Source organism: Halomonas gemina, assembly GCF_023554995.1.
GTDB lineage: Bacteria > Pseudomonadota > Gammaproteobacteria > Pseudomonadales > Halomonadaceae > Halomonas > Halomonas gemina.
In genome coordinates this window covers 716890-731365 of the sequence record NZ_JAMJPK010000001.1, presented here as the reverse complement: position 1 = coordinate 731365, position 14476 = coordinate 716890, and the positions used below count along the sequence as shown (strand labels likewise).

Annotated in this window: 13 protein-coding genes; 9 read left to right on the top strand and 4 right to left on the bottom strand. The window is 65.8% G+C overall.

Annotation, left to right across the window (positions count from 1 at the left end; all coding sequences use genetic code 11):
• The 6 genes from M8009_RS03630 to M8009_RS03605 all read left to right on the top strand — a co-directional run bounded on the left by M8009_RS03630 (nt 1) and on the right by M8009_RS03605 (nt 5619).
• A complete protein-coding gene (locus tag M8009_RS03630; RefSeq protein WP_250059389.1) occupies nt 1-594 on the top strand; it encodes a CvpA family protein in 594 nt (197 codons plus the stop codon).
• An 81-nt stretch (nt 595-675) separates the two neighbouring features.
• Complete coding sequence (gene purF, locus M8009_RS03625; RefSeq protein ID WP_250059388.1) at nt 676-2199, top strand: amidophosphoribosyltransferase; 1524 nt, start codon at nt 676-678, stop codon at nt 2197-2199.
• Nucleotides 2200-2209: 10 nt separating this feature from the next.
• Entirely contained in the window at nt 2210-3406 is a 1197-nt protein-coding gene (locus M8009_RS03620; RefSeq protein WP_250059387.1) for an O-succinylhomoserine sulfhydrylase, read from the top strand.
• 175 nt (nt 3407-3581) lie between these two features.
• Nucleotides 3582-4274, top strand: a complete 693-nt coding sequence (locus M8009_RS03615; RefSeq protein ID WP_250059386.1) for a type 1 glutamine amidotransferase domain-containing protein — start codon at nt 3582-3584, stop codon at nt 4272-4274.
• 162 nt (nt 4275-4436) lie between these two features.
• Entirely contained in the window at nt 4437-4991 is a 555-nt protein-coding gene (locus M8009_RS03610) for a cytochrome b (RefSeq protein WP_250059385.1), read from the top strand.
• A gap of 43 nt (nt 4992-5034) precedes the next feature.
• Nucleotides 5035-5619: a YceI family protein gene (locus M8009_RS03605; protein WP_250059384.1), complete on the top strand. Its 585-nt coding sequence runs from the start codon at nt 5035-5037 to the stop codon at nt 5617-5619.
• Nucleotides 5620-5910: 291 nt separating this feature from the next.
• Here M8009_RS03605 and M8009_RS03600 read toward each other — a convergent pair whose 3' ends face one another.
• Nucleotides 5911-6705 (bottom strand): 2OG-Fe dioxygenase family protein, encoded by a 795-nt coding sequence (locus tag M8009_RS03600; RefSeq protein ID WP_250059383.1) that lies wholly within the window; start codon nt 6703-6705, stop codon nt 5911-5913.
• A gap of 294 nt (nt 6706-6999) precedes the next feature.
• Here M8009_RS03600 and M8009_RS03595 point away from each other — a divergent pair, with 294 nt between their 5' ends.
• From M8009_RS03595 to M8009_RS03585, 3 genes are all read left to right on the top strand, one after another.
• On the top strand, nt 7000-8826 hold the full coding sequence (locus M8009_RS03595) for a putative bifunctional diguanylate cyclase/phosphodiesterase (protein ID WP_250059382.1): 1827 nt from the start codon (nt 7000-7002) through the stop codon (nt 8824-8826).
• Nucleotides 8827-8944: 118 nt separating this feature from the next.
• Nucleotides 8945-10243 carry an MATE family efflux transporter gene (locus tag M8009_RS03590; RefSeq protein ID WP_250059485.1) on the top strand — a complete coding sequence of 433 codons (1299 nt, stop codon included), beginning with the start codon at nt 8945-8947 and terminating at the stop codon, nt 10241-10243.
• Between the two features lie 209 nt (nt 10244-10452).
• Nucleotides 10453-11712 (top strand): D-amino acid dehydrogenase, encoded by a 1260-nt coding sequence (locus M8009_RS03585; RefSeq protein ID WP_250059381.1) that lies wholly within the window; start codon nt 10453-10455, stop codon nt 11710-11712.
• Between the two features lie 105 nt (nt 11713-11817).
• Here M8009_RS03585 and M8009_RS03580 read toward each other — a convergent pair whose 3' ends face one another.
• Genes M8009_RS03580 through phhA form a run of 3 tightly spaced genes read right to left on the bottom strand, consistent with a single transcriptional unit; the run spans nt 11818 to nt 14201 of the window.
• A complete protein-coding gene (locus tag M8009_RS03580; RefSeq protein ID WP_250059380.1) occupies nt 11818-13005 on the bottom strand; it encodes an amino acid aminotransferase in 1188 nt (395 codons plus the stop codon).
• Entirely contained in the window at nt 13006-13344 is a 339-nt protein-coding gene (locus M8009_RS03575) for a 4a-hydroxytetrahydrobiopterin dehydratase (RefSeq protein WP_250059379.1), read from the bottom strand. It abuts the gene before it with no gap.
• Nucleotides 13341-14201, bottom strand: coding sequence for a phenylalanine 4-monooxygenase (gene phhA, locus M8009_RS03570; RefSeq protein ID WP_250059378.1), 861 nt, complete (start codon nt 14199-14201; stop codon nt 13341-13343). The genes M8009_RS03575 and phhA overlap by 4 nt, the downstream gene beginning before the upstream one ends.
• Nucleotides 14202-14476 lie beyond the last annotated feature (275 nt).

The window sequence follows — 14476 nt, the reverse complement described above, 5'->3', positions numbered from 1 at the left end:
ATGGCACTGACTTGGATCGACTGGCTCTTCGTGGCGGTGCTGGTGGTGACCGGGCTGACAGGTTTCCTGCGCGGACTGATCCGCGAGGCCCTGGGGCTGGCCGCCTGGATCATCGCCCTGATGGCCGCGCGATTGCTGGCCGAGCCGGTGGCGGACCTGCTCTCGGGGCTGATCGACAACGCCGATGGCCGCCTGGTGCTGGCCTTCGTGCTGGTGATCTTCGCGGTGATCCTGCTCTGCGGCATCGTCATCCGCATGGTCCATGCCGCCGTGGAGTGGGTCGGCATGGGGTTCTTGAACCGGGTGACCGGTGCCGCCTTCGGCATGGCCAAGGGAGCGGCGATCCTGGTGCTGGCGACCATCCTGCTCAGCCTGACGCCGCTGGTCCAGCTGCAGGCCTGGCAGGAGGCCGAGCTGCGGCCGACCTTCGAGCAGCTGCGCGACTGGGCGGTGAGCCATCTCGAGGGCTGGGAAGGGCGTCTGCCCGAGGCGCCCGAGTCGCTGCGCGAGCTCTCCCTGCCGCGTCCGGAACGGCCGTCGGCAACCCAGCCCGAGCCGGCACCGGACGACGCCAGTGAGGCGACGCCCCCCTGACATCCCAATCCCGGGGCGGGCCGGAACACGGTCCCGTCCCGACTCTTCACAGCAAGTTCCAGGCAAGCGAGGTAAGGTGGAATGTGCGGTATCGTGGGCCTGATGGCCAAGCAGGCGGTGAACCAGGGCATCTATGACGCCCTGACGGTGCTCCAGCATCGCGGACAGGATGCCGCCGGCATGATGACCTGGCACGAGGGCCGGTTCCTGTTGCGCAAGAGCAACGGCCTGGTGCGGGACGTCTTCCACACCCGTCACATGACCCGCCTGAAGGGCAACCTGGGCATCGGCCACGTGCGCTATCCCACGGCGGGCTCCTCCAGCGAGGCGGAATCCCAGCCGTTCTACGTGAACTCGCCCTACGGCATCACCCTGGCCCATAACGGCAACCTGACCAATTCCGACCAGCTCAAGCAGGAGCTGTTCTCCTCCGACCTGCGCCATATCAACACCAGCTCCGACTCGGAGGTGCTGCTCAACGTCTTTGCCCACGAGCTGGGCAAGCAGGGCCTGCACCTGGAGCCCGGAGACATCTTCGACGCGGTGCGGCGCGTGCATCGTCGCTGCCGGGGCGGCTACGCCGCGGTGGCGATCATCAACGGCGTGGGCCTGGTCGCTTTCCGTGACCCCCATGGTATCCGTCCGGTGGTGTTCGGTACCCGCGACGAGGGCGAGGGGCAGGAGGTGATGATCGCGTCCGAGTCGGTGGCGCTGGACGTGGGCGGCTTCGAGCTGCACCGTGACCTGGCGCCGGGGGAGGCGATCTTCGTCGACATGACCGGCGCCATCCATACCCAGCAGTGTGCCGACTATCCGCGGCTCGCCTCCTGCATCTTCGAGCACGTCTACCTGGCCCGCCCCGACTCCATCCTCGACGGCGCCTACGTCTACGGCACCCGCATGCAGATGGGTCGCAAGCTCGGCGACCGCATCCAGAACGAGTGGCCGGAGCACGATATCGACGTGGTGATTCCGATTCCCGACACCTCGCGCACCTCGGCCCTGGAACTTGCCCAGCACCTGGGTGTGACCTATCGCGAGGGCTTCATGAAGAACCGCTACATCGGGCGGACCTTCATCATGCCGGGACAGACCCAGCGCAAGAAGTCGGTGCGTCAGAAGCTCAATGCCATCGGCATCGAATTCAAGAACAAGAACGTGCTGCTGGTGGATGACTCCATCGTGCGTGGCACCACCTGCAAGCAGATCATCCAGATGGCCCGGGAGGCCGGCGCGCGCAAGGTCTACTTCGCCTCGGCCGCGCCCCCGGTGCGCTATCCCAACGTCTATGGCATCGACATGCCGGCGGCCAGCGAGCTGATCGCCCACGGCCGCAGCGAGGCCGAGGTGGGCGAGCTGATCGGCGCCGACCGGATCTTCTACCAGGATCTCGAGGATCTCAAGGAGGCCTGCCGCGAGGTGAACCCGGAACTCGAGGCCTTCGACTGCTCGGTGTTCGACGGCAAGTACGTCACCGGCGACATCGACGAGCGCTACCTCTCGGACCTCGAAGCCTCGCGCAGCGACGACGCCAAGCAGGAGCGTAGCGCCGGCGACCATGCCCTGGTGGGGGTGCACAACCAGGAAGATGACATCGACGACTGAGGGGCAGGTCATGCAGCAGGATCAGACACCGCAGCAGGAGTGGGAACTGGAGACCCTGGCGATCCGTGCCGGTCACCAGCGTACCCATGAGCAGGAGCATGGCGAGCCGATCTTCCCGACCTCGAGCTTCGTCTACGGCAGCGCCGCGGAGGCGGCGGCCAAGTTCAGCGGCGAGGAGCCGGGCAACGTCTACTCGCGCTTCACCAACCCCACGGTGCGCACCTTCGAGCAGCGCCTGGCGGCCATGGAGGGGGGCGAACGCTGCGTCGCCACCAGTTCCGGCATGGCGGCGATCCTGGCCACCGTGCTGGCCCTGCTCCAGTCGGGCGACGAGATCGTGGCCTCGCGCTCGCTGTTCGGTTCCACGGTCAGCCTGTTCGACAAGTACCTGGGCAAGTTCGGCATCACCACGCGCTACGTGGAACTGTCCGACCTCGCGGCCTGGGAGACGGCGATCACCCCGGCCACCCGGCTGCTGTTCGCCGAGACGCCGTCCAACCCGCTCTCCGAGGTGGTGGACATCGCGGCGCTGGCCAGGATCGCCCATCGCCATGACACCTGGCTGGCCATCGACAACTGCTTCCTGACCCCGGCGCTGCAGAAGCCGATTGCCCTGGGCGCCGACCTGGTGATCCATTCCGCCACCAAGTACCTGGACGGGCAGGGCAGGGCGATCGGGGGTGCCGTGGTGGGGCGTGACAAGGAGCTCGAGGAGGTGTTCGGGGTGGTGCGCACCTGTGGCCCCTGCCTGAGCCCCTTCAATGCCTGGATCTTTACCAAGGGCCTGGAGACCCTCAACCTGCGCATGCGGGCGCACTGCGAGAACGCCCGGATCCTGGCCGAGTGGCTGGAGGGGCATCCCGCGGTGGCACGGGTCCACTACAGCGGCCTGGCCACGCATCCGCAGCACGAGCTCGCCAGCCGCCAGCAGCAGGGCTACGGGGCGGTGCTGGGCTTCGAGGTAAAGGGCGGACGCGAGGCGGCCTGGTCGGTGATCGATGCGACCCGCATGATCTCCATCACCGGCAACCTGGGTGACGTCAAGACCACCATCACCCATCCCGGCACCACCACCCATGGGCGCCTCTCGGAGGAGCAGAAGGACGCTGCGGGGATCACCGAGGGGCTGATCCGTGTGGCGGTCGGCCTGGAGGCCATGGAAGACATCCGCGCCGACCTGGCCCGAGGGCTCGACGCCCTGGTGTGATTTTCAGGGTCATCGCATTTTGGCGTTCAAGGAGGTGAAACACCCTTGTGGGAGCGCAATTCATTTCGCCAATATGTGATGAGCCGATTCTCAAGCCGATCGCCTGCCACCTTGAACTCCTGCCTCACGTCGCCATCTCATCAGGGCACGCATTCATAGCTGCCCGAGGAGGGCCATGATGAAGATCCTGATGGTACTGACGTCGCACGACCGCATGGGTGACACCGGCCACGAGACCGGTTTCTGGCTCGAAGAGTTCGCCGCACCCTACTACGTCTTCAAGGACGCCGGCGCCGAGATCACCCTGGCCTCGCCCAAGGGAGGGTTGCCGCCGGTGGACCCCAACTCCCAGGCCGAGGAGGCCCTCACCGAGGAGACCCGCCGCTTCGAGGCGGACGACGCGGCCAAGGCGCAACTCGCCGAGACCCGCCGGCTCTCCGAGGTCGAGGTGGGCGATTTCGATGCGGTCTTCTTCCCCGGGGGGCACGGACCGCTCTGGGACCTCACGGGGGATCCCGATGCCCGCCGCCTGGTCGAGGGCTTCCTGGCGGCCGAGCGGCCGGTGGCGGCGGTCTGCCACGCGCCCACCGTGCTGCTCGAGGCCCGCACGCCCGCGGGTGAGCCGCTGGTCAAGGGGCGCAAGGTCACCGGCTTTGCCAACAGCGAGGAGGAGGCCGTGGGCCTGTCGCAGGTAGTGCCGCACCTGCTCGAGGATGCGCTCCAGGCCCAGGGTGCCCACTACGAGCGCAGCGGCGATGATTTCGCTCCCTTCCAGGTGCGCGATGGCCTGCTGGTGACCGGCCAGAACCCGGCGTCCAGCGCCCCCACCGCCCGCCTGCTGCTCGAGGTCCTTGCCGATAGAGGCTGACAGGGGCAATCCACTGCCACATGCCTGCCATGCCGCCTCCCTTGCCATGAGGGGCGGCATGTGGTTTTTCCGAATGGTGTGTTCGGCATTTTTCAGCAGATACCGATGGTACGCTGCGGTAGGATCATATGATCGATACTGCGCGGACCGAGGCACCTGAAGATGTGGAAGAACACCCGCAGCGGCTGGGGGCTGGTCAGCATCCTGCTGCACTGGATCAGTGCCCTGGCGATCATCGGCCTCTTCATCCTGGGCTGGTGGATGACCGGGCTCGGTTACTATGACAGCTGGTACAACCTGGGGCCCTGGTGGCATCGTTCCGTGGGGATGTTGCTGCTGTTCGCCACCCTGATTCGCCTGGCCTGGCGCATCGCCAACCCGGTGCCGGTGGAGAAGGGACATCCTCTCGAGCGCCTGGCCGCCCACCTGGGCCATATTGGCCTCTACGTACTGATGCTGGTGGTGCTGTTCAGCGGCTACCTGATCTCCACCGCCGATGGCAAGGGGATCAGCGTGTTCGACGCCTTCGTGGTGCCCGCCCTGATCAGCGACCTGCCGAACCAGGCCACCGTGGCCGGCCAGGTTCACTGGTACGGCGCCCTGGCGCTGATCCTGCTGGCGGCGGGGCACACCCTGGCCGCCCTGAAACACCATTGGGTCGATCGCAACGATGTCCTGTTGCGCATGGTCGACCCGCGACGCTCCCGTCGCCCCTGAGGCGATTGACCTTCCCCGAGACGACCCCAAGGAGAGATGCCTGATGATCAAGAAGACCGCCATCGCCACCGCCCTGAGCGCCGCTGCCCTGGTGGGCGTCAGCCAAGCCCAGGCCGCCGACTACGCCATCGACACGGACGGCCAGCATGCCTTCGTGCAGTTCAAGATCAGCCACCTCGGCTACTCCTACATCCTCGGCAGCTTCGAGGAGTTCTCCGGCAGCTTCAGCTACGATCCTGAGAACCTGGAAGCCTCGGCCGCCAGCGTGGAGGTCGAGGTGAGTAGCCTCAACAGCAACCATGCCGAGCGCGATAAGCACATCCTGAGCGATGACTTCCTGGACGCGGGCGAGTATCCCACCGCCACCTTCACCTCCACCGGTTTCGAACCGACCGGCGACAACGAAGGCGTGCTGAGCGGCGAGTTGACCCTCCATGGCGAGACCAACGAGGTCGAGATGCCGGTTACCCTGGTCGGGGAGGGCGAGGATCCCTGGGGCGGCTACCGGGCCGGTTTCGAAGGCTCGACCACCCTTATTCTGGCCGACTACGGCATCGACATGGGGGATTTCCCCGAGATGATGCATGAGCTCGAGCTCTATGTGACCTTCGAGGGGATTCGCCAGTAAGGCATCCCCGCGGCTCGACCCGCAGGCAGCATGACGCCCCCCCGGAGAGGCTCCGGGGGGCGTCTTTTTTGGGATCATCGCATTTTGGCGTGATGCTGTCCTGTGGGAGCGACGGTTCGGCGCCCCGACTTCAGATCGCGAAATAAGGCCGGAGGCCTTCCCGGCAATAAGCACTCAGCCCGGGGGCGCCTGTCGGCGCCATTCGCGCAATGAATTGCGCTCCCACAGGGGTACTTCACTTCCTTCACGCCAATGTGCGAAGAACCGTTTTCGCAGGTCTAGCGGTGGGGGTTAGCGGGTCTCGTTAAGCACCGCCTCGGGGAAGTGCCGACGCAGCATGCGGTTCTGGAACGCATCCACGAAGCGGCTGTTGATGATGATGATGAAGCGCTCGAAGGGCTCATCAGTATCCTGCTGGTGGATGCCGTCCACGCTGTGGAAGAGGCGGTCGTCGCGCAGGTGCAGGATATCGCCGGGGGCGAGGGTCGTGTCGACCAGGGGCCGGGTGCCCGCCTTGTCGGCATAGAGGTGGTTATCGCCCCCGGCGACATTGTGGCGGTTCAGCACCATGATGCTCAGCGCCTTGCAGCCGTCGGCATGGATTCCCTGGCCCTGCAGGGGGTCGACCATGCCCTCGCCGCGCACGCCGGTGATCTGCATCAGGATGGGTTCGTGGGCTTTCAGGTCCCAGAGCCGGGCCCAGGCGCGCACGAAGGCCTTCACATCCGGGCGGGCCATGAACTCGGGCGTCAGTGGCTCGTAGTAGCGCAGGCGGTCCGCCATGCTCTCGGCATCATTGAAGGCGCCCCCCTGTGCCATGGGGCAATGGCCCATATCGTAGGCCTCGCCCCGCTCATCCAGGGCCAGCCAGGACATGCGTTTCCAGCGACGGTTGACGTAGGGGTCACGGGGCAGGTCGGCGGTGAACGCCTGCCAGGCCTCGAGATCCACCCGGGAGCGCACCTCTGTCCTGGCCCAGTCCTGTTGTTGCAGGGCATCGGTGACCTCCGGCGACCAGTAGTCGGCGACCGGGTCGAGGGGCATGGTAGCGGGATCGAAGCCGTACTTGAGGGTATCGAGTTTCATGAGATCTTCTCCATTAGGTGTGGGGCATGATTGCCCGTGGGTTGCCCGTATGACCGGGCAACCCTACGAAAAGGAGAAGATTTGCAACGAAATGTCAAAAAATGTACGAGACTTGTCGTACAGGGCGGCTTGGATCCTTCGTTGAATCGTCGGATGGCAATGCCTGGCAGAGCCGGCTCCCGTGTAGGATATTTCTTACACAAGCGGGTAGGATGAGAGTTTTCGATGTCGCACGATGGGGCGGTCTCGCCACATACTGAAGGGTGACAACGTCTTTCGAGGATGAGGAAGTAGATGAGCGGTCGCGATACCGGCTTCCGGCACTGGCTGGCGCGTTGGTGGCAGCAGGTCAGAGCGAGAAGGCCCGAGACCCGGGGCGACAGCGTCCGGGACGATGTCGAGGTCGTGCGTCGCCAATACCTGGAGAGCGAACAGCGCTTCCGTGCCCTGCTGGAGAGCCTGCCCAAGGTGGCGGTCCAGGGCTATGACCGCGAGCGCCGCGTGATCTACTGGAACGAGGCCAGCACCCGGCTCTACGGCTATGCCCCCGAGGAGGCCCAGGGCCAGTTGCTGGAAGAGCTGATCATCCCGGCGCCGATGCGCGAGCCGGTGGTCCAGGCGCACCGTGCCTGGGTGCGGGAAGGGGTCGAGATTCCTGCCGATGAGCTCGAGCTCCAGCACAAGAGCGGGGAGCTGGTCCCGGTCTTCTCCCACCATGTCATGCTCGGCGAGCATACCGACGATCCCCTGATGTTCTGTGTCGACGTTGACCTCTCGGACCAGAAGCGGGCGCATCGCGAGCTGGACTTCGCCACCCGCTTCGATGCCCTGACCCACCTGCCCAATCGCCAGACCTTCGAGGCGCAGCTGGACGAGGCCATCGCCGACTGTCGCCGACAGGACAGCGGGCTGGTGCTGGTCTACCTGGATATCGACCATTTCGTGGAGATCAATGACGCCCTGGGCTACGAGCAGGGGGATCGGCTGCTGGTCGAGTTGACTCGGCGACTGCATCGGGCAACGCGAGCCTCCGACATGATGTCGCGACTCTCCAGCGACGAGTTCGTGATCGCCTTCCCGAAGTTCCAGCGCGAGCATGTGCTCCCGCAGCTGGTCCACAAGGTCCAGCAGGTGCTGCGTGATCCCTTCCTGATGGACGGGTCGCGGCGCCAGGTGACCGCCTGCCTGGGCGTCAGCCTCTACCCGGACAACGGCGATACGGCGCGCGAGCTGATCCGCAATGCCGATGTGGCCAAGAACCGGGCCAAGCTGGATGGCCGCGGCAGCGTGTGGTTCTTCGACCAGCAGCTCCACGACGAGCTGCTCCACCAGCATCGCCTGGTCGACCGGCTGGAGCAGGCCCTGGACGGCGGAGAGCTGTCGCTTTACTACCAGCCTCAGGTCTCTGCCGTGAGCGGGCGCATCGAGAACCTGGAGGCGCTCCTGCGCTGGCAGCCAGCGGAGGGCCCGCCGATCTCGCCGGCCGAGTTCATTCCCCTCGCCGAACGCTCCGACCTGATCCACCGTCTCGGTGACTGGGTCCTGGAAACCGCCTGCCATCAGCGGGCGCTCTGGCGTGATGCCGGCCTGGCCATCGAACGCATCGACATCAATTTCTCCGGCCGGCAGATGAGCCGGCCCGATGTCTTCCAGCGCTTCGAAGCCTGCCTGGCCCGTCATGGCCTGGGGCCCCGGCATATCGGTCTCGAGCTCACCGAGAATGTGCTGATCGAAGCCGACGACAGGATCCTCGAGGGGTTGCATCGGCTCCATCACCTGGGCTTTCGCATCGCCATCGATGACTTCGGCACCGGCTATTCGTCGCTCAGCTACCTCAAGCAGTTCCCGGTCACGGCACTCAAGATCGATCGTGCCTTCGTGCGGGATGCCCCGGACCAGCCCGAGGATCGCGCGATCATGGAGGCCGCGATCTTCATCGGTCATCGCCTGGGCCTGGAGGTGGTGGCCGAAGGCGTCGAGAACCGTGAACAGCTCACGCTGGTCCGGGAGATGCGCTGCGACCTGGTCCAAGGGTTCTATTTCTTCCGCCCCATGCCCGCCCTGGAAATGGAGCGCGTGCTGGGCGGCCTGGTGACGGGGCATCCGGGGGTCCCGGGCTGAGTCCGCCGCCTGCTTGGCGTAGAATGCCTGCCTTGCGGACGACCACGGAGCCCCTGTGAATTCCCTCGACGAATCCCGTTCCTCGCTTGGCCTAACCCTCTGGCGCCAGACCTGGCCCATGGCCATCGGCGTGCTGGCACTGCTCGGCTTCCAACTGGTGGACAGTGCCTTTATCGCGCGCCTCGGCACCGCACCGCTGGCCGCCCAGTCCTTCACCTTTCCGTTGTCCTTCCTGGTCATCGGCGTTCAGGTCGGCATGGGGATCGCCATCGCGGCACTGATCTCGCGTGCCCTGGGGGCAGGCGAGGCCGCCCGGGCACGGCGACTGGGCAGCCTGGTGCTGCTGGCGGGAACCGTCACCATCGCCCTGCTGGTGGTGCTGCTGTGGGCCATCCAGGGGCCCGTCTTTGCCCTGCTGGGTGCCGACGAGTCCACTCGTGCGCTGATCAGGGCCTACTGGGCGCCCCAGCTGCTGGCGGCCTGGCTGGGGGCGGTGCTCTATTTCGGCTATAGCCTGTTCCGGGCCCACGGGGACACCTGGCTGCCCGGCAAGATGATGGTGATCACCAGCCTGGTCAACCTGCTCCTCGACCCGCTGCTGATCTTTGGCGTCGGCCCCTGGCAGGGGTGGGGGCTGCCCGGCGCGGCGTGGGCCACGACGATCGCCTTCGCCAGCGGTCTGCTGGTGCTGGGTCGCCGACTGAGAGCCATGGATTGGCTGGCGGCCGAGGGGGTGTTCGGGGAGCTGCGCCGTTCGTTGCTGCCCTTCGCCGGCATTGCCGGTCCGGCCATGATCAGCCAGCTGATGCCGCCCCTGGCCGCGATGCTCGCCATCTCGGTGGTGGCGTCGCTGGGCGAGGCGCAGGTGGCGGCCTGGGGGCTGGCCAGCCGCCTGGAGACCCTCTCGCTGATGGTGGTGCTGGCCATGACCATGTCGCTGCCGCCCTGGCTCGGGCGCTGCTATGGCGCCGGGGACTGGGAGCAGATCCATCGGCTGATGCGCCTGGCACTGCGGGTGGTGGTGGTCTGGCAACTGTCGCTGGGGATCCTGATGGCCCTGGCCTCACCCTGGGTGGCGCTGGCCCTTTCCGGCAATCCCGAGGTGCGCGATGACCTGGCGACCCTGATCCGCTTCCTGCTGCCCAGCTATGCGGCACTGGGGGTCTGCATGATCGTGGTCTCGGCGGGCAACGCCCTGGGCTGGCCGCTGCGCGCCATGCTGATGTCGGGCGCCCGGCTGTTCGTCTTCTACCTGCCTTGTCTCTGGGCCGGGGCCTGGCTGGGTGACCTGCTGGGCCTGGCCATGGGCGCGGCAATCGGCAACCTGCTGGCGGGCCTGGCGGCCTGGCAGGTACTGCGACGCATCCTCGCCAGCCCCCGGCGGCAGCCGGAACAAGCGACCAGTGAAATAAACTAAAAATATAGACCTTTGAAGACGTAAAGCCTGATATAAATCTTTATTAAAAATAAATATCATGCTAAATGCCGAATATTCAGTCGAATATCTCGGCCATAGATCCCTATACTGCCTGCTCGGCGCTCGGCGCTCGGCGCTCGGCGCTCGGCGCTCGGCGCTCGGCGCTCGGCGCTCGGCGCTTACAACCACAAGGCAGAAGGGGAGACCCCATGAAGGTACTGATTCTCGGCAGCGGCGTCGTCGGCGTCACCAGCGCCTATTACCTGGCCCGCCAGGGCCACGAGGTCACGGTGGTGGACCGTCAGCCATCACCGGCGCTGGAAACCAGCTACGGCAACGCGGGCCAGGTCTCCTTCGGATTTTCCTCGCCCTGGGCGGCGCCCGGCATCCCGCAGAAGGCGGTCAAGTGGATGTTCCAGGAGCACGCCCCGCTCAAGATCCAACCCAAGATGGATCCGACCATGGCGCGCTTCATGATGCAGATGCTGGGCAACTGCAATGCCGACCGCTACATGGTCAACAAGGAGCGTATGGTGCGCGTGGCCGAGCATAGCCGAACCTGCATCAATGCCCTGCGCGACGAGACCGGTATCCGCTACGAGGATCGCCAGCGTGGCCTGCTGCAGCTTTTCCGCCACGAGAGCCAGGTGGAAGCGGTGGCCAAGGACATGAAGGTGCTCGAGCAGTGCGGGGTGCGCCACCGGCTGCTCAACGCCGACGAGATCGCCGGTGTGGAGCCCGCCCTGGCCCGGGTGCCCGGCAAGTTCGTCGGTGGCCTGCACCTGCCTGACGACCAGACCGGCGATTGCCACCTCTTCACCAACCGCCTCGCGGACTACTGCCGCGACCGGCTGGGCGTCGAGTTCCGTTTCAACATCGACATCCAGCGGCTCAAGCGCAGTGCCGGCGCCATCGAGAGCGTGGTGACCAGTGCTGGCGAGCTCACCGCCGATGCCTACGTGGTCTGCCTGGGGAGCTATTCGCCGTTTCTGGTCAAGGATCTGGGGGTCAGGCTGCCGATCTATCCGGTCAAGGGCTACAGCCTGACCGTGCCGGTCACCGATGACGGCGGCGCGCCCCAGTCCACGGTGATGGACGAGACCTTCAAGGTGGCGATCTCGCGCTTCGATGACCGCATCCGGGTGGGCGGCACCGCCGAGCTGGCCTCCTACAACCTCGATCTGCTGGAGAAGCGCCGCGCCACCATCGGCATGGTGGTGCGTGACGTCTTCCCGGAAGGGGGCGATGTGGCCAACGCAGAGTTCTGGACCGGCCTGCGCCCCATGACCCCCGACTCCACGCCGATCATCGGCGCCACCCGGGTCGACAACCTGTGGCTGAACACCGGTCACGGCACCCTGGGCTGGACCATGAGCTGCGGCAGCGGCCAGCTGCTGGCCGACCTGATGAGCGGCAAGGCCCCGGCGATCGATCCCAGTGGCCTGGATGTCTCCCGCTACGCGGCTTGATGCGGGCGAGGAGCAAGGGAACCAGTACCAAGCCACTGGCAAACGAGAAGGCCCCGCCGGTTTCCCGGCGGGGCCTTGGCTTGCTGGTCCCGGGCGCGGTGACGATCAGTTGACCGCGGCGATTGCCTTGGCCAGATAGGGCAGGTTCTCGTGGGAGAAGCCGGCCACGTTGGCGCGGCCCGAGCGCACCATGTAGATGCCGTACTCGTCGCGCAGGCGGTCGACCTGCTCGGGCGTCAGGCCGGTGTAGGAGAACATGCCGCGCTGTTCGGCCACGCAGGCGTATTTCTGGTCCAGGCCGGCCGGCTTGAGGGCCTCGACGAAGTCGCGACGCAGGGTGTTGATGCGGTCGCGCATCTCGGTGAGCTCCTCGCGCCAGATCGCCGCAAGCTCTGCGGAGTGCAGGATCTCGCTGACGATGGCGCCGCCGTGTGCCGGCGGGTTGGAGTAGTTCTCGCGGGCCACGATGGCGATCTGCGAGCGGACGTTCTCCATCTGCTCATTGTTCTTGGCCACCATGATCAAGCAGCCGGTGCGCTCGCAGTAGATGCCGAAGTTCTTGGAGCAGGAGCTGGTGATGATCACCTCGTCGAGCTTCTCGGCCATCAGGCGCACCCCGTAGGCGTCCTCGTCCAGGCCCTCGCCGAAGCCCTGGTAGGCGAAGTCGATCAGCGGCAGCAGGCTGCGCTCGCGGACCACCTCCAGCACCTGATGCCACTGGTCGCGGGAGAGGTCGAAGCCGGTGGGGTTGTGGCAGCAGGCGTGCAGCAGCACCACGTCACCCTCAGGGATCTGCTTGAGCGCCGCCAGCATGCCGTCGAAGTCGAGACGGTTCTCGGCGTCCACATAGGGGTACTTTTGCAGCGTCAGGCCAGCGGCCGGGAAGATCCCCAGGTGGTTCGGCCAGGTCGGGTCGGAGACCCAGATGTCTCTGCCGGGGAGCTGCTTGGCGATGAAGTCGGCCGCCAGGCGCAGGGCGCCGGTACCGCCGGGGGACTGGGTGGCACTGGCACGCTTGGCCTCCAGCACCGGTGAGCCCTCGCCCAGCACCATGGGCAGGATCACCTCGCCGTACTCCGGCGCGCCATGGGAGCCGATGTAGGTCTTGGTGGTCTCGTTCTTGAGCAGCAGGGCCTCGGCTTCCTTGACGGCGCGCATCACCGGGGTGTTGCCCTGGTCGTCTTTGTAGACGCCGACGCCGAGATCGACCTTCTGAGGGTTGGTGTCCTTCTTGAAGGCCTCGATCAGACCGAGGATGGCGTCCCCGGGAACCCGCTCAATTTTCTCGAACATTTATTTCGCTACCTCGTCGGTTCTGGCGGCAAGAATGAAATCGTTCCTGTGCAGGCCCTTCATCTCGTGCGACCACCAGGTCACAGTGACCTTGCCCCATTCGGTCAGCAGGGCCGGATGGTGCCCGGCTTCCTCGGCGATCTCGCCGACGCGGTTGGTGAAGTCGAGGGCCTGCTTGAAGTTGCGGAACGTGAAGATCCGCTCCAGCTTCATGATGCCATCGCGCTCGATGATCTGCCACTCGGGGATCTCGGTCTTGTACTGCTCGATCTCGGTCTCGGTGGCCTGGGGGGCGTCTGCGCTGCAGGCCTCGCACTGCTGTTCGGATAGCTGGCTCATGGTGTCTCCTTGTCGTCTTGGGGGCTTTGGGCTGATGGGGCAGGCTCGAAACGGGGCTCGAAGAGGCCCAGTTCCATGGCGCGCTGCACCATGCCCATGATGTCCTGCCGAGAAAGGTCATGCAGGGTGGTGAGATCGTCAAGCACGTAGTAGAGCGGCTGGAGGATGTCGATGCGGTAGGGGGTGCGCAGGGCATCCACGGGATCGAAGGGGCGGTGTGCCGGCACGTCGGAGAGCGCGTGGAGGGTCTCCTTCGGCGAGGAGATGATGCCGCCGCCGTAGATGCGCCGCCCGGCCGGTGTATCGACCAGGCCGAACTCCACGGTGAGCCAGTAGAGCCGCGCCAGATAGACCCGCTCCTTCGGGGTGGCGGCCTTGCCCAGGCGACCGTAGGTGGCGGTGAACTCGGCGAACGAGGGGTCGGTGAGCATCGGGCAGTGGCCGAAGATCTCGTGGAAGATGTCCGGCTCCTTCAGGTAGTCCATCTCCTCCGGCGTACGGATGAAGGTGGCCACGGGAAAGCGTCGGTTGGCGAGCAGGTCGAAGAAGGTGTCGAAGGGGATCAGGGCGGGTACCTGGGCCGTCTGCCAGCCGGTGGCGGCCTGCAGGACCCGGTCCACCTCGCCGAGCTGGGGGATGCGGTCCTCGGGCAGGGCCAGGCGCTCCAGGCCGTCGAGGTACTGCTGGCAGACGCGTCCCTCGATCATGCCCAGCTGGCGCTGCATCAGAGCGTGCCAGGTGCCGTGCTCGGTGTCGCTGTAGGCGATATGGCCTTGGTCGTCGGGGAGTCGAGCGCGGTAGCCGGTCTTGCTGGCGAACTCGCTCAGTTCACTCAATCGGGATGTCGCAGTCGTCATGGGTTCTCCGTGGCGTCGCTTGTGGGTTGTTGTCGGCCGTGCGGAATCCTCTCGAGTCTAGGCATGACGGGACGGCGAGCGGGGCCTCTGACCACTGATGTCAGGCAGTCCGCGGGCATTGCGCTGTAAAGGAATCGTGACGATTCTTTTCGCTAGCCAGGATCCAGGGGGCAAGATGCGTGCTGGCGCGGATTGAGGCGGTGCAGGTGTCACGTTATCTTGACACTCGAGTCACGTGGACGTGACGACTTTCCAGACACCCACGAGAGAACTTG

Coding starts and splice junctions, on each gene's coding strand:
- M8009_RS03630 (WP_250059389.1), top strand. CDS start 1: ATGGCACTGACTTGGATCGACTGGCTCTTCGTGGCGGTGCTGGTGGTG.
- purF (WP_250059388.1), top strand. CDS start 676: ATGTGCGGTATCGTGGGCCTGATGGCCAAGCAGGCGGTGAACCAGGGC.
- M8009_RS03620 (WP_250059387.1), top strand. CDS start 2,210: ATGCAGCAGGATCAGACACCGCAGCAGGAGTGGGAACTGGAGACCCTG.
- M8009_RS03615 (WP_250059386.1), top strand. CDS start 3,582: ATGATGAAGATCCTGATGGTACTGACGTCGCACGACCGCATGGGTGAC.
- M8009_RS03610 (WP_250059385.1), top strand. CDS start 4,437: ATGTGGAAGAACACCCGCAGCGGCTGGGGGCTGGTCAGCATCCTGCTG.
- M8009_RS03605 (WP_250059384.1), top strand. CDS start 5,035: ATGATCAAGAAGACCGCCATCGCCACCGCCCTGAGCGCCGCTGCCCTG.
- M8009_RS03600 (WP_250059383.1), bottom strand. CDS start 6,705: ATGAAACTCGATACCCTCAAGTACGGCTTCGATCCCGCTACCATGCCC.
- M8009_RS03595 (WP_250059382.1), top strand. CDS start 7,000: ATGAGCGGTCGCGATACCGGCTTCCGGCACTGGCTGGCGCGTTGGTGG.
- M8009_RS03590 (WP_250059485.1), top strand. CDS start 8,945: ATGGCCATCGGCGTGCTGGCACTGCTCGGCTTCCAACTGGTGGACAGT.
- M8009_RS03585 (WP_250059381.1), top strand. CDS start 10,453: ATGAAGGTACTGATTCTCGGCAGCGGCGTCGTCGGCGTCACCAGCGCC.
- M8009_RS03580 (WP_250059380.1), bottom strand. CDS start 13,005: ATGTTCGAGAAAATTGAGCGGGTTCCCGGGGACGCCATCCTCGGTCTG.
- M8009_RS03575 (WP_250059379.1), bottom strand. CDS start 13,344: ATGAGCCAGCTATCCGAACAGCAGTGCGAGGCCTGCAGCGCAGACGCC.
- phhA (WP_250059378.1), bottom strand. CDS start 14,201: ATGACGACTGCGACATCCCGATTGAGTGAACTGAGCGAGTTCGCCAGC.